This is a genomic window from Aquimarina litoralis, from assembly GCF_019295435.1.
In the GTDB taxonomy this organism is placed as follows: domain Bacteria; phylum Bacteroidota; class Bacteroidia; order Flavobacteriales; family Flavobacteriaceae; genus Aquimarina; species Aquimarina litoralis_A.
In genome coordinates this window covers 41,436-59,512 of the sequence record NZ_WEKL01000029.1, presented here as the reverse complement: position 1 = coordinate 59,512, position 18,077 = coordinate 41,436, and the positions used below count along the sequence as shown (strand labels likewise).

At 32.7% G+C, this 18,077-nt stretch carries 16 protein-coding genes; 9 read left to right on the top strand and 7 right to left on the bottom strand.

Annotation, left to right across the window (positions count from 1 at the left end):
- Positions 1-72 precede the first annotated feature (72 nt).
- Positions 73-2,853 carry a putative LPS assembly protein LptD gene (locus GBO31_RS27050; RefSeq protein ID WP_246615891.1) on the bottom strand — a complete coding sequence of 927 codons (2,781 nt, stop codon included), beginning with the start codon at positions 2,851-2,853 and terminating at the stop codon, positions 73-75.
- 199 nt (positions 2,854-3,052) lie between these two features.
- Here GBO31_RS27050 and GBO31_RS15570 point away from each other — a divergent pair, with 199 nt between their 5' ends.
- From GBO31_RS15570 to GBO31_RS15530, 9 genes are all read left to right on the top strand, one after another.
- Positions 3,053-4,189, top strand: a complete 1,137-nt coding sequence (locus GBO31_RS15570; protein WP_219009287.1) for an N-acetylmuramoyl-L-alanine amidase family protein — start codon at positions 3,053-3,055, stop codon at positions 4,187-4,189.
- 85 nt (positions 4,190-4,274) lie between these two features.
- The gene (locus tag GBO31_RS15565) at positions 4,275-5,225 is read left to right on the top strand and encodes an MlaD family protein (RefSeq protein ID WP_219009286.1); all 951 of its coding nucleotides are present in this window, start codon (positions 4,275-4,277) and stop codon (positions 5,223-5,225) included.
- Between the two features lie 12 nt (positions 5,226-5,237).
- Positions 5,238-6,557: a (Fe-S)-binding protein gene (locus GBO31_RS15560; protein ID WP_219009285.1), complete on the top strand. Its 1,320-nt coding sequence runs from the start codon at positions 5,238-5,240 to the stop codon at positions 6,555-6,557.
- 66 nt (positions 6,558-6,623) lie between these two features.
- Positions 6,624-7,070: an LNS2 domain-containing protein gene (locus tag GBO31_RS15555; protein WP_219009284.1), complete on the top strand. Its 447-nt coding sequence runs from the start codon at positions 6,624-6,626 to the stop codon at positions 7,068-7,070.
- 56 nt (positions 7,071-7,126) lie between these two features.
- Positions 7,127-7,918 (top strand): (Fe-S)-binding protein, encoded by a 792-nt coding sequence (locus GBO31_RS15550; RefSeq protein ID WP_219009283.1) that lies wholly within the window; start codon positions 7,127-7,129, stop codon positions 7,916-7,918.
- Positions 7,919-8,038: 120 nt separating this feature from the next.
- A complete protein-coding gene (locus tag GBO31_RS15545) occupies positions 8,039-8,524 on the top strand; it encodes an ABC transporter ATPase (RefSeq protein WP_219009282.1) in 486 nt (161 codons plus the stop codon).
- A gap of 6 nt (positions 8,525-8,530) precedes the next feature.
- A complete protein-coding gene (locus GBO31_RS15540; RefSeq protein ID WP_429725812.1) occupies positions 8,531-11,542 on the top strand; it encodes a glycoside hydrolase family 3 N-terminal domain-containing protein in 3,012 nt (1,003 codons plus the stop codon).
- A 34-nt stretch (positions 11,543-11,576) separates the two neighbouring features.
- Entirely contained in the window at positions 11,577-12,479 is a 903-nt protein-coding gene (locus GBO31_RS15535) for an aldo/keto reductase (RefSeq protein ID WP_219009281.1), read from the top strand.
- A gap of 520 nt (positions 12,480-12,999) precedes the next feature.
- Complete coding sequence (locus GBO31_RS15530; protein ID WP_219009280.1) at positions 13,000-13,452, top strand: hypothetical protein; 453 nt, start codon at positions 13,000-13,002, stop codon at positions 13,450-13,452.
- An 11-nt stretch (positions 13,453-13,463) separates the two neighbouring features.
- Here GBO31_RS15530 and GBO31_RS15525 read toward each other — a convergent pair whose 3' ends face one another.
- From GBO31_RS15525 to GBO31_RS15500, 6 genes are read right to left on the bottom strand one after another with little or no spacing between them, the layout of a single operon-like run.
- Positions 13,464-14,594 (bottom strand): type II secretion system F family protein, encoded by a 1,131-nt coding sequence (locus GBO31_RS15525; protein ID WP_219009279.1) that lies wholly within the window; start codon positions 14,592-14,594, stop codon positions 13,464-13,466.
- Between the two features lie 2 nt (positions 14,595-14,596).
- Positions 14,597-15,061 carry a PulJ/GspJ family protein gene (locus GBO31_RS15520; RefSeq protein ID WP_219009278.1) on the bottom strand — a complete coding sequence of 155 codons (465 nt, stop codon included), beginning with the start codon at positions 15,059-15,061 and terminating at the stop codon, positions 14,597-14,599.
- Complete coding sequence (locus GBO31_RS15515; RefSeq protein ID WP_219009277.1) at positions 15,058-15,372, bottom strand: hypothetical protein; 315 nt, start codon at positions 15,370-15,372, stop codon at positions 15,058-15,060. The genes GBO31_RS15520 and GBO31_RS15515 overlap by 4 nt, the downstream gene beginning before the upstream one ends.
- Complete coding sequence (locus GBO31_RS15510) at positions 15,360-16,595, bottom strand: polymer-forming cytoskeletal protein (protein WP_219009276.1); 1,236 nt, start codon at positions 16,593-16,595, stop codon at positions 15,360-15,362. The genes GBO31_RS15515 and GBO31_RS15510 overlap by 13 nt, the downstream gene beginning before the upstream one ends.
- Positions 16,596-16,624: 29 nt before the next feature.
- Positions 16,625-17,092 (bottom strand): hypothetical protein, encoded by a 468-nt coding sequence (locus GBO31_RS15505; protein WP_219009275.1) that lies wholly within the window; start codon positions 17,090-17,092, stop codon positions 16,625-16,627.
- 4 nt (positions 17,093-17,096) lie between these two features.
- Complete coding sequence (locus tag GBO31_RS15500; RefSeq protein ID WP_219009274.1) at positions 17,097-18,026, bottom strand: hypothetical protein; 930 nt, start codon at positions 18,024-18,026, stop codon at positions 17,097-17,099.
- Between the last annotated feature and the right edge of the window lie 51 nt (positions 18,027-18,077).

Here is an 18,077-nt window from a genome sequence, read left to right as displayed (position 1 = left end):
ACCTCAAACCTCAAACCTCAAACCTCAAACCTCAAACCTCAAACCTCAAACCTCAAACCTCAAACCTCAAACCTATAGTTGTCTGTCCGGTTCTCTTCGTTTATCATACTTAATATCACTAAGAACAGATGATTTAATTCCAATAAAGAAGTTCCATGATGTTCTCTCACTAAATGGTATCCAGTTAAAGTTCAAATTCCAACTATCCAAATCTCTTTGAAACCTTAGGTTGGTAAAAGTAAACCCAGGATTTACTAAATCATATCCTGAAGATACACCTACAGTCCATTTAGGAGCTAACTCCACATCTCCAGAAAACATAATAGAATGCGAAGATATTTCATTTTGTCGTGCATTATTACTATAATTTACGGTATAGGATAATCGCAAGGACCAAGGGATTTTATAATTATAGTTCTTAATGTCTTTTTTCTCTTTATCATTGTCTTGTTGCCTATAGCTTTGCTCTTCTCCAAAATCTGTTCCTCCACCAAATAGATTATCAGGTCGTCCTCCGTTTTGGAAGGTCTGATTTGTAAGAGGATCTTCATTGGTCTGGCCCTTTTCAAAGTCTTTACTAGAAAAAGAATATCCGAAGTTTGCGCTAGCTCTCGTTAATCTAAAYAAKCTACCACCATTATCAATATTCCAAACATCAATTTTACGATTGTTGTTGTCCAAAGCGTAAGGGTCTAGTTCTGCACTAAAGTTAATATCCAGTTTATTTTGAATTATTGGAATATTTCCAGTAATAGACAATGGACTTAATTGTAAGGAATCACCTGCTATATTATAGGCTGTTCTGAAATTTAAATTATTAAGTAGTATTACCTTTTTAGGTTCAAGATCTGTTGTATCCTTGCTTCGAACTTTCGCTTCCAGATTATTACTCAAAGAAAAACCAACACTACTTGAAAAAGTATTACTTGGTGCACCAAAGAATCCTCCTTCAAATCTTGAGTATTCTACAATTTCTGTTTCGTCAACATCTAGCGTTTCAGGATTGTCTGGTATTATAAATTCATCATAAAATTGATCAAAAGCAGGGTTGATACTATAGCTTATGCTTGGTCGCATTGTATGGCGAATCGCTTGTATTTTTTTATCTTTCTTAAAATTAAACGTTCCGTAGATAGTTGTTCCTAAACTAGCTGAAAAATTATAGGTTCTAAAGGCATCAAAGCCTGTAATAGTATCGTTTACAACCTCACCAGCACCTTCATTGGCGTCCTGATCAAAACGTCTTTCAATGGTTTCAAACACCCAATTTTCCTGAAAACTCGTTCCCATAGTGGCACTTAGATATTTGAAAATCTTAAAGTTTGTACTAATCGGAATAGAATGTTGCATTCCTATTTGCGCATCTCTAAACATTTCTCCAGTAAAAAGATCATCATCATTAGTAGTTATTCGATTTTCACCTCTGAAGTTGTATTGCGTATTGATATTTTGGATGATTCCTTTTTTAACTCCAACTTTTGGTGCAAAAGGAAATATTCTAGACACACTCGCATTTACGTTAGGTAATGAAAGGTTTACAACCTGTGTATTGGTATTTGAGTTATGATTAGCTGCAATATTTACATTTACCTGAKGATCTCCTTGAAACGTTTTTGAATAGGAAATTGAAGAACTTAATTGGTTGTTCAGGAAGTTTCCTGTATTTAATTGATTTGTTGATTGCTGGAAAAAGTCACTACTACCAAAATTTACGGATGCAGAAAACCTTGAATTAGGATTCGATTTGGCATCTTGAGAATGTGACCATTGAATATTATAAGTAGTCCTTTGGGCAAAATCAGGAAAACCTCGTTCACTGGTCAAATTGTTTTCATATCGAAACCTTAAATTACCTCTATATTTATAGCGAACTGCATAAGATGTTTCTCCTAATAAGGTATAACTTCCATTGGTATAATAATCTCCGGTAATAGTGAGGTCTGCATAATCGCTCAATGCAAAGTAATAACCACCATTTTGTAAAAAATATCCTCTATTATTTTCTTCACCATAACTAGGAATGATAAATCCAGAAGTTCTTTTTTCTTGTAATGGGAAATATCCAAAAGGTAATCCTAGAGGTGTAGGTACATCTGCAATAAACATGTTTACTAGTCCCGTAACAATTTTCTTTTTTGGTACTAGTTTAATTCTTCGAGCATAGAAGTAATAATCCGCATTATCCACATCTTCAGCAGTGGTAAATTTCACATTACTCATATAAATAACAGAGTCATTTACCCTTTTAGAAACTTCTCCTTTTACATTCATCTCACCTTGTTTGGTCCTAGAGTTGTAAATAAGCGCTTTTTCTGTATCAAAATTAAATCGGATAGAATCTGGTTCAACTACATTCTGAGCCTGTTTAAAAACAGGAGTTTGTGTATAATCACCTACAGAATCTTTAATACCATAAGCATATACCTCATTCTTGGCATTATCGACAATAATTAATCCAGCATTTATCTGCATTTCTCCATAGATAATTTCTGCTTCATTGTAGAGATACATTTTGTTTTCTCTACGACTTAGCCTCATATAATCTTTGGATTTATAAGTAACTTTATCTGTTAATAATTGAGGAGGCTCCACAACGCTATCCTTCTTCGTAGTATCCTGATCTTTTTCATTTTCAAGTAGTTCAGACTTAGGTTCTGTTACTGTTTTTGGTAATACAATAGAGTCCTTTGGAGTCTGTACAGGTTTCTTCGTGGTTTTATCAAACTCTTGTGCAGTTGTAAAACAAATACAAAATAGTGAAAAACTTAGTGAATAAAGTATGTTACGTACCGTTGTTTGCAATGGTTTATATCCTATTTTTGTAAAACTATGGCTTAGTTTTTGAAGTGCCAAAATTACATATATTTTTTATGTAGAGATTGTAATTGAGAAAAAAATAAATAATTATATCAAATACGACACTCTAATGTTATTTTTTAATGAAACGATGTCTAGTAAATTCCAAGATCATAACCATATGATTTTAGAATTATYATACTAAATACGGAAACAATTACGTAATGTTTCAAGCTGAGCTATAATTTTGATAATTATGAAGAAGAAAATAGGATATAGTATTGTATTGATTACACTGATAGTAGTGTTGTCTGCATTTTCATTTACCAATAGATCCAAAATTGAGAATAAAGAAAAGTTTGTAGTAGTACTGGATGCTGGTCATGGAGGACACGATCCAGGAAATCGAGGTAATGGATATAAAGAAAAAGATATCGCATTAAAAGTAGTTTTAGCCGTTGGAGCGGCTTTAGAGAAAGATGACCGTTTTAAAGTAGTATATACAAGAAAAACCGATAAGTTCATAGAACTACATGAAAGAGGTAAAATAGCAAACAAGGCGAAAGCGGATCTGTTTATATCAATTCATTGTAACTCCCATAGATCACAAGCTTTTGGTACAGAGACCTTTGTTTTAGGGTTACATGCCAATGATGAAAATTTTAATGTAGCTAAAAAGGAAAATTCTGTGATATTAATGGAAGATAATTATGAAGCTAATTATGATGGTTTTGATCCAAATTCTCCAGAATCAATAATTGGTTTGACGTTAATGCAAGAAGAATACCTAGAACAAAGTTTAACACTTGCTAGTTATGTGCAAAGAAGATTTTCTAAAAGGCTAAAAAGAAAGAGTAGAGGCGTAAAGCAAGCTGGTTTTGTTGTGTTACATCAAACGTATATGCCCAGTGTTTTAATAGAACTAGGTTTTTTAACTAATAATAAAGAAGGAAAATACCTGAACTCCAAAAAAGGACAGGATGAAATGTCTAAATCTATTATCAAATCTATAGTAGATTATAAAGAGAGTTTGGATGCAACCTATTATGTTCCCGAATCTAAAACTCCTGAAACGGTTGCGAATGATTCCATAACCAAAATAGTAGGAGAAGAACTATATGATGATATCACTTTTAAAGTACAAATCGCTGCTGGCTCTAACGATATAGTTTTAGAGCCTAAAAACTTTAATGGACTGGATCAATTATCAAAAGTTCAGTTTGGTGAGATTTATAAATATTATTTTGGGAGTACTTCTAATTATAATTTAATCAAGGAGTTAAGAAGTGTGGCGGTAGAGAAGGGATATACCTCTTGTTTTGTCGTTGCTTTTAAAGATAATGAGTTAATTCCGCTTAATGAAGCATTAAAAACGGATACTCCGTCGAATTAATCTAAATAAATACTGATAAATCGTTCATTATAATCTTTGGAAGTATATTTTTTATTCTAAATTTGTGTCCTAAATATATGCTATTTTGAAATTTACTCGTGAAGTTAAAACTGGAATTTTAGCATTAGCTGCTATAGCACTTTTGATCTTTGGATATAGTTTCTTGAAAGGAAAAAACCTTTTGGAAAGTGATAGAACGTTTTATGCAGTCTATGATAATGTAGAAGGATTGATTCCTTCTTCTCCAGTAACTATAAATGGATTAGTTGTAGGTAAAGTGGTTTCCATCAAATTCGCTGATAAAATAGGAAATCTAATTGTAGAATTTAATGTAAGTAGCGACTTTTCGTTTTCTAAAAATAGTGAAGCCATGGTTTATGGTGGAGATTTAATTGGAGGAAAATCTTTAGCTATTAATCCAATTTATGAAGCAGGAATGGAAGCAAAAGATAAAGATACGCTTCCAGGAAGAGTGAAAGCTGGTTTGTTAGAATTGGTAAATGAACAGTTAACTCCCTTGCAGCTCAAACTAGAATCTGCTATCAAGGATGCGGATACTTTATTAACTTCGGTTAATGGAATTCTTAATGCAGATAATAAGAATAATCTGAACTCTATTTTTAAAGATTTAAGTATTACCGTTCGAAACTTTAAAGGAGCATCCGGTTCTTTGAACAATATATTATCTGGTAATGAAGATAAGCTGAATACGACACTTTCTAATTTGGATAAAATGTCTACAAATTTGAGTCAGTTTTCAGATTCCTTATCAAAAGTGAATATAGGTAAACTGGTCAATGATTTAGACAAAGTTCTAGCTAATTTTGAAAAGATTTCTAAAGATTTAGAAGTAGGGAAAGGTACAGCTGGTAAGCTATTAAAAGATGACCAATTGTATACTAATTTGGATAAAGCAAGTAAAGAGTTGGAATTACTATTACAAGACCTTAGGTTGAATCCAACTCGATACGTAAATATATCGGTTTTTGGTAAGAAGAATAAGCCATATGTGAAGCCGGCAGACTCAATAAACTAACTACACTAAACTATGCAATATATACCTAATATCATTTTTGTAATTATTTTAATCGCAGGAATAGGATATTTTACAAAAAACGTTCGTAAACTTATTCGTAATATTAAATTAGGGAAGGATGTAGATCGAACGGATAATAAGAAAGAACGCTTTAATAATATGGCTCGTATCGCTTTGGGACAATCCAAAATGGTAAGAAGACCTATCGCCGGAATACTTCACATTATTGTATACCTTGGTTTCATTATTATAAATATTGAAGTTCTGGAAATTATTATTGATGGTATCTTAGGGACCCATAGAATTTTTGCCTTTCTAGGAGGATTGTATGACTTTTTAATAGGATCTTTTGAAGTTTTAGCACTTTTGGTTTTAGTAAGTGTATTCATATTTTGGATCAGAAGAAATGTAATTAATATTAGAAGATTCAAAACATTAAAAGGATGGCCAAAAAATGATGGTAATATCATTTTGTATTTTGAAGTTGTATTAATGACATTGTTCTTAACAATGAATGCAGCAGATTTACAGTTACAAAATATAGGAGCAGATCATTATGCAAAAGCAGGTGCGTATCCGATCAGTCAGTTTATTTCTCCTTTGTTTAATGGTATGTCTGAAGGTTCGCTAGTTCTTTTAGAAAGAGGAGCTTGGTGGTTACACATTATCGGTATATTGATTTTCCTAAACTATTTATATTTCTCAAAGCATTTACACATTCTTTTAGCATTTCCTAATACCTATTATGGAGATTTAAATCCAAAAGGTCAAATGGATAATTTAAAAGCCGTTACAGATGAGGTAATGTTAATGATGGATCCTAATGCTGATCCTTTTGCGGCTCCAGCAGGAGATGAACCAGAAGCAGAACCAGAAAAGTTTGGAGCCTCTGATGTTACGGATTTAAACTGGGTGCAATTGCTAAATTCTTATACTTGTACTGAGTGTGGGCGTTGTACTAGCGAATGTCCCGCAAACCAGACAGGGAAGAAGTTATCCCCTAGAAAAATCATGATGGACACCAGAGATCGCCTTCAAGAAGTAGGAGATAATATTGATAAGAACGGTAGCTTTGTTGACGACGGGAAACAATTGTTAAATGATTATATAACCACAGAAGAATTATGGGCGTGTACAAGTTGTAATGCTTGTGTAGAAGCTTGTCCTGTAAGTATAAGTCCGTTGTCGATAATTTTGGATATGAGAAGATATTTAGTAATGGAGCAAAGTGCTGCACCAATGGATCTAAACAACATGATGTCTAATATTGAAAATAACGGCGCTCCATGGCCATTTAACCAAATGGACAGATTAAATTGGAGTCAGGAATAAATTTTTGTGAATATTAACCTTAACTATTAACCATAAATATTTAAAAATTAAGAGAATTTAGAAATTATGAAGAAGGAAGAAGTAGAGAAATTATTGCATGAAAAGGTAGAAGCTGGTGAACATATCAGTCCTGTTTTACCTGAAGGTATCAAAAATTACCTTATTGATATCGATGGAACAATCACAGAAGATGTTCCTAACGAAGAACCAGAGCGTATGGTAACTTGCGAACCTTTTCCAGATGCTTTAGCCACTTTGAATAAATGGTACGAGGAAGGTCATATCATTTGTTTCTTTACCTCAAGAACTGAAGAGCACAGAGATGTGACTGAAACTTGGTTAAACAAGCATGGATTTAAATACCATAGCCTTTTAATGGGGAAACCTAGAGGAGGAAACTATCATTGGATAGATAATCACTTGGTAAAAGCAACTAGATATACTGGTAAGTTTACTGAATTAGTAGAAAGAGTTGTGACTATTGAGGTTTTTGATGATGGAAAACACGATTAAATAAATTTTTGTTAGAAAATTTTTCTAACAAATTGATATATAAATAGTATAAACATATGAGTGAAGCGGTAAAGGTGCCAACAATGGCAGAGTATATGGCTGAAGGCAAAATGCCTGAGGTTTTATTTTGGGTAGGATGTGCTGGAAGTTTTGATGATAGAGCTAAGAAAATCACAAAAGCTTTTGTAAAATTATTACATAGTTCCAAAGTAGACTTTGCTGTATTAGGAACCGAAGAAAGCTGTACAGGAGATCCAGCAAAAAGATCAGGAAATGAATTTTTATTTCAAATGCAAGCAGTTACCAACATCGAGGTAATGAATGCTTATGAAATCAAAAAAGTAGTTACCGCCTGTCCTCATTGTTTTAATACGTTGAAAAATGAATATCCTTCATTAGGAGGGAACTATGAAGTTATGCATCATACACAGTTTTTGAAATCACTGTTAGATGATGGTAGATTAACTGTAGAAGGAGGAAAGTTTAAAGGAAAGAGAATAACTTTTCATGATCCTTGCTACTTGGGTAGAGCTAACAATGTGTACGAAGCTCCTAGAGAGCTACTTCAAAAATTAGAAGTAGAACTTACAGAGATGAAGCGTAGTAGACGCAATGGACTTTGTTGTGGAGCTGGTGGAGCGCAAATGTTTAAAGAACCTGAACCAGGTAACAAAGATGTAAATATTGAAAGAACAGAAGATGCATTAGAAACGAAACCTGATATTATCGCAGCAGGTTGTCCTTTTTGTAATACCATGATGACAGATGGAGTAAAGAATAAGGAAAAAGAGGATAGTATTGAGGTGTTAGATGTCGCAGAATTAATTGCGAATGCTCAAGATTTATAGTTAGAACTTTAAAGATTTCTAAAAATAAAGGAAGAGTTGATATGTTTGTTCATATTAACTCTTTTTTGTTGCAACAATTAGGAATACTTTTTGTTATTTTATGAAATAAAAAGAAAGTAGATGTTAGTAGATTTTAATGAGTTGCCAGATACATCAAGAGTTTGGATTTATCAGGCCAACAGATCTTTTACAAAAGAAGAGTTAGAAGAAATAAAAGAAAAACTAGAAACCTTTATAAATCAATGGACTGCTCATGGAGCAAATCTAAAAGCAGGTTTTGATATCAAGTATAAACGTTTTATCACTATTGGGTTAGATCAAAATTTGAATCAAGCAACAGGGTGTTCTATAGATGCCTCTGTGCATTTTATTCAAAAATTAGAAAGTGATTATAATGTGGATTTAATGGACAAAATGAATGTTTCCTATAAACAAGGAGAGTTCGTAGCTTATAAATCGCTTACAGATTTTAGAAAAATGGCAAAAAACAGGTCTGTATCTCCAAATACAATTGTTTTTAATAATCTAGTTACTAATATAGCTGAATACAAAACAGATTGGGAAGTACCCGCAAAAGATAGTTGGCATAACCGATTTTTAAATTAATTCTTAGTGCGATATACGTTTACCAAATACCTTTCTGTTTTAGTCTTTATCTTCACTATCTCGGTTTTTTCGCAAGAATCTGATATTCCGACTATTCAGGATACCGTTGCTTTAAAAAACATTGATTCTACAAATTCCGATGTAACTGTTGATACTATTCAAGTCAATCCATTAATCGTAAAAGATGATTATGATCATCAACGATTTTGGGTGGATAGTATCTATAATAAAATGACTTTAAAAGAAAAAGTTGGGCAGCTTTTTATGGTAGATGTGTTTTCATCCAAGCCGAAGAAAGAAACAGATAAAATAAAAAAGTTAATAGAAGAATTTCACATAGGTGGAATTATATTTTCAAAAGGTGGTCCACAACGTCAAGCTAAATTAAATAATGAGTATCAGGAATTATCCAAGGTTCCATTGCTCATTGGAATGGATGCCGAATGGGGATTGGCAATGAGATTAGATTCCACCAAAGCGTTTCCCTGGAATATGACTTTGGGAGCGATCCAAGATAATAGTTTGATAGAAGAAACAGGTCGCCAAATTGCTAAACACTGCAAACGACTCGGAGTTCATTTTAATTTTGCTCCTGTAGTAGATATGAATACTAATCCTAAGAACCCTATTATTGGTAACCGTTCTTTCGGAGAGGATAAAGACAACGTTACAGAGAAGGCGCTGGCATTTATGAAAGGAATGCAAAAGGAAGGGGTGCTAGCTAGYGCGAAGCATTTTCCAGGTCATGGAGATACGGATAGTGATTCTCATAAGACATTGCCAACGATAAATTTTGATCAAAAGAGAATTGATAGTATAGAGTTGTACCCTTATCGAAAATTAATAAAAGAGGGATTGTCTAGTGTTATGGTAGCACATTTGAATATACCAAGTCTAGAACCAAGATCCGGATATCCTTCTTCTATCTCAGAAAACGTAGTTACCAATATATTACAAGACACTCTAGGTTTTGAGGGATTGATTATTACTGATGCTTTAAATATGAAAGGAGCCTCAAATTTTAAAGCTCCAGGAGATATTGATTTAGCAGCTTTCAAAGCAGGGAATGATATATTATTGATATCTGAAGATGTGCCTTTGGCTTCGCAAAAGATTGTTTCTGCATATTATGCAGGAGAAATTACAGAACAACGATTAGCACGTTCTGTTAAAAAGATTTTGATGGCCAAGTACAAAGCTGGTTTGCATTCTTATAAGCCTATAAAATCTGAGTATCTTATTGAAGAATTAAATAGTGTAGCAAATGAAGTATTGCATCACAAATTAGTAGAAAATTCTTTGACTTTGTTGAAAAACGAACGTGCTATTTTACCAGTGAAAAATTTAGATCTCAAAAAAATAGCATATGTGTCGTTAGGAGATGATTCTGGAGAAGTTTTTCTAGAAGAATTGAACAAATACGCTAAGGTCGATTGGGTAAAAGGTAATCAGCTTCCGGATATATTAGATCAACTTAAAAACTATAATTATGTAATTGTTGGTTTGCATAAGTCAAACGATAATCCCTGGAAAGATTATAAATTCAAGGATAAAGAACTGGTCTGGTTATACGAAATCGCAAGACTCAACAATACAGTGCTTAGTATATTTTCTAGACCTTATGCGATGCTCGACCTTCAAACGACAACAAATTTTGAAGGGATTTTGATGGCCTATCAAAACAGTGATGTTGCTCAAGAAAAAGCAGCGCAATTACTTTTTGGAGCATTAGAAGCCAAAGGAAAACTTCCAGTAAGTCTAGGAACAGATTTTCCTTTGGGAACAGGTTTAGAAACAAGATCGTTAAAACGTCTTACCTATGGAATACCTGAAACTGTTGGTATGAACAGTCATAAACTGCAGCGAATTGATTCTATTGTGGATATTGCGCTTAAAGAGAACATGACTCCAGGCGTTCAACTAATGGTTGCGAGAAAAGGTAAAGTTATTTTTAATAAGAATTATGGATATCATACTTATGCAAAGTCCCGAAAAGTTAAGAGCTCAGATATTTATGACCTTGCTTCGTTAACTAAAATTCTCGCTACTTTGCCGCTTACAATGGAGTTGAAGGACAAAGGAATTATTTCCTTAGATAGTAGAGTAGGAGAGTTATTACCTTCTTTTGAAGATTCTAATAAGAAGGATATTACGGTAAGATCTATGTTATCTCATTATGCTCGTTTAAGAGCATGGATTCCGTTTTTCTTAAAAACACTAGATAGTGTTACTACAAAACCTGACAAAAAGTATTATCGTAACAAAAAGTCAGATGACTTTAATATCAGAGTAACAGGTAATTTATATCTCAGAAGTGATATGAAAGATTCTTTGATGTTGCGTATTAAAGATAGTGAACTTAGAAGTAGATTAAGTTATAAATACAGTGATCTGCCTTATTACTTAATGAAATCTTTTATTGAGGAACATTATGGGAATAACTTGGATGCTTTAACCCAACAACATGTGTATAAAGCTTTGGGGGCAAATAATATGGGATATCTTCCTCTTAATAAATTCGATAAAAAGCGAATTGTTCCAACAGAAAATGATCAGGCGTATCGAAAAGAAATTATTCATGGTTATGTCCATGACCAAGGAGCAGCTATGTTCGGAGGTATTGGTGGGCATGCAGGTTTGTTTGCAAATGCGAATGATGTCACTAAAATGATGCAGATGTACTTGAATGGTGGATATTATGGTGGCAAACAATACATTTCCAGTCAAACTATTGCCGAATTTAATACTTGCTCGTATTGTCATAAGAAAGTTCGAAGAGGAATAGGGTTTGATAAACCACAATTAGGAGATGTTGGTCCTACATGTGGCTGTATTTCTATGAACAGTTACGGTCATAGTGGTTTTACAGGAACATTTACTTGGGCAGATCCCGATGAAGAAATTATTTATGTATTTCTAAGTAATCGAACTTTCCCTGATTCTGCGAATCGGAAATTGATCTCTAATGATATTCGATCTGAGATTCAGCGATTGATTTATGAGGCAATAAATTATTAAAATTAACCACAACCAAATATTTAAATTGAACGTCATGAAAACAAAAGTTTCAGATAACGGCCCTATATTTTCAAGAATAGTAGCAGGATGCATGAATTGGGGAGCTTGGGGAGCAAATCTAACAGTAGATCAATCTAAACAGTTAATTAAAGATTGTGTGTCTATTGGAGTAACTACTTTTGATCATGCTGATATATACGGTCATTATACTACAGAAGCTTTGTTTGGTAATGCCATCGCTAAAGACAATGCATTAAGAGAAAAAATACAACTAGTTACTAAATGTGGTATCCGTTTGGTTACTCCAAATAGACCGGATAATCACATAAAATCTTATAAAACAACAAAAAACTATATCATTGAATCTGTGGAGCAATCACTAAAAAACTTGCGAACAGATTATATAGATATGTTGTTGATTCATAGACCAAGCCCGTTAATGAATCCTATGGAAATTGCGGAGGCGTTTGAAGGTTTAAAGGCTGATGGTAAAGTATTACATTTTGGAGTTTCTAATTTTACCACAACTCAGTTTGAAATGTTGCATAGTTCGTTTCCTTTACAAACAAATCAAATTGAAATTTCGCCGATACATTTACAACCTTTTATTGATGGTTCATTAGATCAGTGTATAAAGCATCATATAAAGCCTATGGCATATTCAACTTTAGCAGGTGGAAAGTTCTTTGCTAAAGAACCAGAAGAAAAGATAGTTAGGATTAATAAAGTTGTTGATGAATTATCGGGTAAATATAATGTCCCAGCTGATCAAATATTAACCGCTTGGATGTTGAAACACCCATCAGGAATACTTCCAATCATAGGATCTACTAAAATAAATCGAATTCAATCTGCCGTAGATTCCTTAGCAGTTCAAATTTCTGATGAAGAATGGTTTCGAATTTGGGAAGCTTCAATAGGAGAAGAAGTAGCATAATAATCTGAAAATTGGAGACATAACGGCCTTGCATTTTACTTTTTACCATTACTTTTTATCCTTTGAAAAAGTTTTTTTGAAAAAAAACGAAAAAAGATGAAAAATGGGGGTAACATAATTGTTACAAATGACACATATATATAGCAAACATTGATTTTGATAAATAAGGTAGGCATTTAATCAAATAAACAATTTTGCTTATAAATCAATGACTACGGTTTCATAGGGGTATGTGTACCGTAGTCGATTTTTTTTATATATATCTGAAAATAAAATGTTTAGGCTTGAGTGAGTATTATAGTCTTCTCTTCTTTTAGGAAAATACTTTAGATAGAAATTGTGAATAACTATGCATGCATTGTTAATAAATTATGTCTAAAATGCTTTTTTATTATTTTTTTGTGTACATTTATCAAGCTTAACATTGGATCTTTATATGATATTATTTCTAAAATAGATGTATCATACGGTATTAAAACATGTCACAAATCGTCATTAATTTAAACTGGTTACCCCTATAATGAACAACTACAAGCTTACGATTATTGGATTGGCACTATCCATTTTCGTGTATTTCACTTCTGTTTTTTTAGAATTAGATATTTTCAAATATATTGTCATAGCACTTTCTAAAATTGAGCGGTTGCGATTCGATGAACTTATTCTCCCTTTATTAATATTTGGTATTTTTCTAGCGCTGGATACCCGCAGGCGCATTAAAGAATTAAAATTAGAAAAAGCGAAACTTAGAATTTACAAAGCTATGTTATCTTCTAGTCACCATATCCTGAATAATTTTATATATCAAATGGATATTTTCAAAATTACGGCAGAGGATACACCTGGTTTTGATGCTAAAACATTAGCATACTATGAAGATATCATCAGTAATACGTCTGATCAAATACACTCATTGAGCAATTTATCTAGTATCGATGAGTATTCTATTAGAACTAGTGTCATGTCTGCTTGATTCTATTAAAGTTATCCAATAACACTACTTAGTCTAAACATTGGTAAATACATAGAAATAAGGATTACACCTACAATGATACCAACCAAAATAGTAAGTATTGGGTTTAATACATTGGATATTACTTGTGATTGATGTTTTACCTGTTGGTTGTATTGTTCATTTAGTTTCTGAAAAATAAACTCTGTTTGATTTGTTTCTTCCGCCACTCGAATCATAGCGATCAATTTTTTATCGAAGATGCTACTTTTAGCAAAAGAATCACTTAATTTATCACCTGCTATTACAGCTTGATTGGTCTTGTGTAATGCCTGCTGAAGTGGATAAAAATTAATCATATTTTTTACAAGATCGATACTATCTACCATTGGTACTTTCGCATACGTTAATAACGATAAAGCTTGCGTGAACTGCGCCATATAAATTCGTTTCACATAATTTCCTAAAATAGGTACTTTTAACTGCATAGTACCGACTATCTTTCGATACCATTTCTTTTTGGATATAAAAGAGATAATGATTGGAATAACAATGATAACTCCTAAAATTATCCAGCCATGTTTTCCGAAGAAATTGGAGAAACTGATAATAGATTCTGTAATTCCAGGAAGGTCTACTTTATTTTGTTTAAATATGTCTACGAACATGGGTACCACATATCGTAACATAAAAAATATAACAACCAATGCTGTTAATAGTACGATAACAGGATAAGTAAGTGCAGAAATGATTTCTCTTTTAAGATCATTTTTTCTTTTATAAAAATCACTTAATTCTAAGGTGATCTGAGCTAATTCTCCTGTTTGTTCTCCGATCTTAACAGCATAATATTCGTAATCCGTAAAGTTTTTATCGGCTTTTAGAATTTCCGAAAAAGACGTTCCATCAATTAATTTTGATAACATGGTACTCATCAGTTTTTTGTCTTTTTCCTTGTTCTGAGTTTCTGATAATAACTCTAAACCACTTTTTAAATCAATACCAGATTTTAGTAATACACTTAGTTCCGCATACCATTGCTCTTTTTTCTTATTGTTAAAAGCATTTCCAAATAGGGTAATCTCTTTGGTTAATATTTCTGAAATATCAAAAGAACTCTCTTCAGTAGCTGCTTGCTTTGTATTTTGTATTTTAATTCCCATATTCAGAAATAGATTGTTGGATCATTGCGTTTATATACAAATGTACTATGCGTATCGGAAGTATTCATAAATTTCAATTTAATAGCGTCAATACTTCCGTTATTCACTTCTTTACCTTCAAAAAAATACTGAATATTTTTTGTTTGTAGCTTGAAAGAACTCTTATCATTATAGATACTATCCTTTGTGAAAATATAGTGTATTTCTTGAGTTGGTGAAGAGAAGGATAAAGTAGTATTCTTAGCATTCCATGTTACCAAAGGATATCGATTAAAAGCTATAGTTAAGGCAACTTCTAATGATTGTATATTTGATTGATACTCATAATTATTTTCAATACTTCTCATATTTTTCTGTACCAAACTCAATACAGAAAAAGCCAAACCAACAACAATAGCAGTAATTACCAATACCACCATCATTTCGGTCAATGTAAATGCTTTTATTTTATGAGAAGAAGTGTTCAAGGTGTTATTAATTGTTTTTCGTATGTATTTTCTTTTTGACTATATTTCAGAATATGAGTATTGTTTTTGGTTGTGATTTCTATTTCCCAAGTATCAAAATCCTCAGTATAGGGTAATTTTATGTTTTGATGTAATACCTGATATTCTAATTCTTTAATTCTATTTTCGATAGCACTTCGATCTCCGCTTAAGTGATTACTAAAAATATTATTAAAACTAAGGCTAGCAATCATAAAGACAATGATGATCAGTACCGAAGCTGTCAACGTTTCAATAAGCGTAGCTGCACGTATTTTTTTTAGTATAACCATTTAGCCACATTTTTTTTAGTTTCTGTAAAAGGTAATCCTGCATATTTTATAATAGGATTCTTCAACACTTTTCCGTTATATAAATGATTCAGATAGATCGATCCGGAAGCTTTCGTTACAAATTGCTGTGCATATAAAGAACCTTTTACAACGCCTGAAAACTCTATATTTCCATCACAATAAATCTCTCCAATAACGTTCACATTTTCATCAACTTTTATATGGGATTTCGTTCTGTTTTGCACCTCTTCTTTTAGTTTGATATAGACTATAGTACCTTCAATCTGTGTGTTCTTGTGAATCGTAAAATCTGGATTTTTATGTAATGCAGCGTTATCCTGATTCGTATTCATTTTGTTTTTGTCCAATAGTACTAATGCAGAAGGATAGGAGAGGAGACACCTTTTTCCGATTGTTATTTTTTTTGTTGCAATAGCTTGAAAACTACCTACTACATTATTTTGAACTTCAATATTTGGAGCAATTAATATGACATCCGTAAGTTTTGCTGCACTACCAACGATTATTTTGGAGGCTGATTGTACGATGACATTACCAGCTATTCTTTCGTTTCCTAAAAAGATAGTTTCCGTACTATAAATTAATTTAGGGGTATTATAAAACGAATTCAACACTTCGTTTGCTAAGGGAATCATCAATTCTTCATCGATCAGTATACCTTTCGTAAGAGATTCTATATATGAAATCCAAGTATCTTCAAGTGTTGGAATGGTTTCTTTGCTTTCATACACATTACCATAATATAAAGAAGATCCTTGATAATAATTACCAGAAATATTTCCTGCTTTGATACCTTGAGTAGGCAAGTAGCTATTACCTTCTAATCGTGTGTTGCCTACAATCACTAGTGGAGCATTTTTATTAGCTAGGTATATATTAGGTGTTTTGATATCTGTTTCAGATCCTGAAAAAGCAACTTTACTCACTTTTCTGTTTTTGACGATAACATCTGATACCGTTTTGGTCCAAACACCATGATAATTCGAGATCAGTTTTGTGGTTTTTGAATCTAAAGTATTCTGGATGGTATCATCTGATATTGTAGGTGTTTGTAAAGAAGCTAATAACTGATTGTTGGCCAATTCAGTAGCCGAGATTAGTTCTTGTGATTTTATCCTAAAAAAAGACTGTACATGGGTTAGTAATAAAAATGCACTGAGTAGTATGGCAATAATTACCGATACTAACAATGCAAATTGCATTGCCTGAGCTTTTATTTTATAAGAGACTTTCAATTCAAAATTTGGAACTGTTTGTTCTTACCTTTATATCGCAGTTTAACTGTAGTCGATGATCCTTTTATTAGTTTGACATCAGCAAAAGTATCATTGATTTTTAGTAGCTGTTCTGATCCGTTAATTTCTATTAAGAAGATCGTAGAAGACCTGTTTTGAGCAGCTACATAACCTTTATATTGTATAGAGGGCCAAGTTATTTCCTGTTTTTTTACATGAGTCGTTGTTTTGGGTACTACTTTTTTAGGTTTGTATATAGTTCCTAAAAAAGGATCTCTATTCACAGTGCTAATCTGGAATTTCTCTCGTTCTTTCGTTTCTATTTTGGCAAAAGATACATTGGTGATATCTGCAATTTCAGGATCTTCATCAGAAAAAGCATCTACTACCTGATAAATAATAGCTCCCCAAATAAATACCACTAATGGTAGCAATACATATATTCCTTTTTTACCTTTTAGCATATGATTAATTTATGGTAAAACTTGTCGTATCACTAGCTTCACTTTGATTACCCGCTTCATCAAAAGCTTTTATAAACCAATAATAAGTATTACTAGCTTCGAGTGTAATATCCGCAGGAGATGTTACTTGATCCTTAATAACCAAATCCGTTAGTTGTTCATTTCTATAGATATAAATGCTATCAAATTCTGTAGTTCCTTCCAGAGCTTCTCTTGTCCAGGTAAAGGATACTGCTGTGTCTGTAAGCGTAGCCAGATCTGCAGGAGCAGTAGTAACTGGTTTTAATGGATTCATACTATCTATAGTAAGAGTTCTACTAAAATACAAAGTGTTTTGAGTATCGTTTTCAGCACGAACTTGCCAAGTGGTTACTCCTTCAGGGAACGTTAGTTGAATAGTGGTATTGGCAGTAGTTTCTTCAGAGATTACTTGATCACTATCATCTACCAGCTGAACTCTGTACGCAGTAGCATCGGTTACGGCTTGCCATTGCAAGTTTACGGAAGTATTGTTTGAAATCATATTATCGGCTGGAGAAGATAATAGTACTTCTCTAGCAGAAAAATCTTCACTTTCTATAATGCTAAAACTTGCTGTTGTATATGCTGTTTGAGAACCAGAATTTTGAGCTCGTACTCGCCATTGATAGTTGTTTTTTGTCAATGTAGTACTAAAACTAGCAGTAGTAACTGTAGTATCTTCTACGATCTGTTCTGCATTTTCAAAAGTAGGTCTTGCAATCTGTAATCGATACGAAGTTGCTTGATCTACGGTATTCCAGCTAAAGTTTAGTGAAGTATTTTCTACCTGTGTACCATCTGATGGAGCGATTAGGGATACAGTGTCTTCTGTAATATCTTCTTCAAATAGAATCTCTTCACAGCCGTATAGTGAGAGTAATAGTATTGTTATATATAAGAACTGCTTTTTCATGTGTTTCTATATAATTTTAATAGGCCTTCGCTTTCATTCTGAATTGAAAAC

Bases quoted from the DNA above. Each gene is read 5' to 3' on its own strand.
- GBO31_RS15500 (WP_219009274.1), bottom strand. From the start codon at position 18,026: ATGAAAAAGCAGTTCTTATATATAACAATACTATTACTCTCACTATAC.
- GBO31_RS15550 (WP_219009283.1), top strand. From the start codon at position 7,127: ATGAGTGAAGCGGTAAAGGTGCCAACAATGGCAGAGTATATGGCTGAA.
- GBO31_RS15530 (WP_219009280.1), top strand. From the start codon at position 13,000: ATGAACAACTACAAGCTTACGATTATTGGATTGGCACTATCCATTTTC.
- GBO31_RS15555 (WP_219009284.1), top strand. From the start codon at position 6,624: ATGAAGAAGGAAGAAGTAGAGAAATTATTGCATGAAAAGGTAGAAGCT.
- GBO31_RS15535 (WP_219009281.1), top strand. From the start codon at position 11,577: ATGAAAACAAAAGTTTCAGATAACGGCCCTATATTTTCAAGAATAGTA.
- GBO31_RS15570 (WP_219009287.1), top strand. From the start codon at position 3,053: ATGAAGAAGAAAATAGGATATAGTATTGTATTGATTACACTGATAGTA.
- GBO31_RS15525 (WP_219009279.1), bottom strand. From the start codon at position 14,594: ATGGGAATTAAAATACAAAATACAAAGCAAGCAGCTACTGAAGAGAGT.
- GBO31_RS15505 (WP_219009275.1), bottom strand. From the start codon at position 17,092: ATGCTAAAAGGTAAAAAAGGAATATATGTATTGCTACCATTAGTGGTA.
- GBO31_RS15545 (WP_219009282.1), top strand. From the start codon at position 8,039: ATGTTAGTAGATTTTAATGAGTTGCCAGATACATCAAGAGTTTGGATT.
- GBO31_RS15510 (WP_219009276.1), bottom strand. From the start codon at position 16,595: ATGCAATTTGCATTGTTAGTATCGGTAATTATTGCCATACTACTCAGT.
- GBO31_RS15560 (WP_219009285.1), top strand. From the start codon at position 5,238: ATGCAATATATACCTAATATCATTTTTGTAATTATTTTAATCGCAGGA.
- GBO31_RS15515 (WP_219009277.1), bottom strand. From the start codon at position 15,372: ATGGTTATACTAAAAAAAATACGTGCAGCTACGCTTATTGAAACGTTG.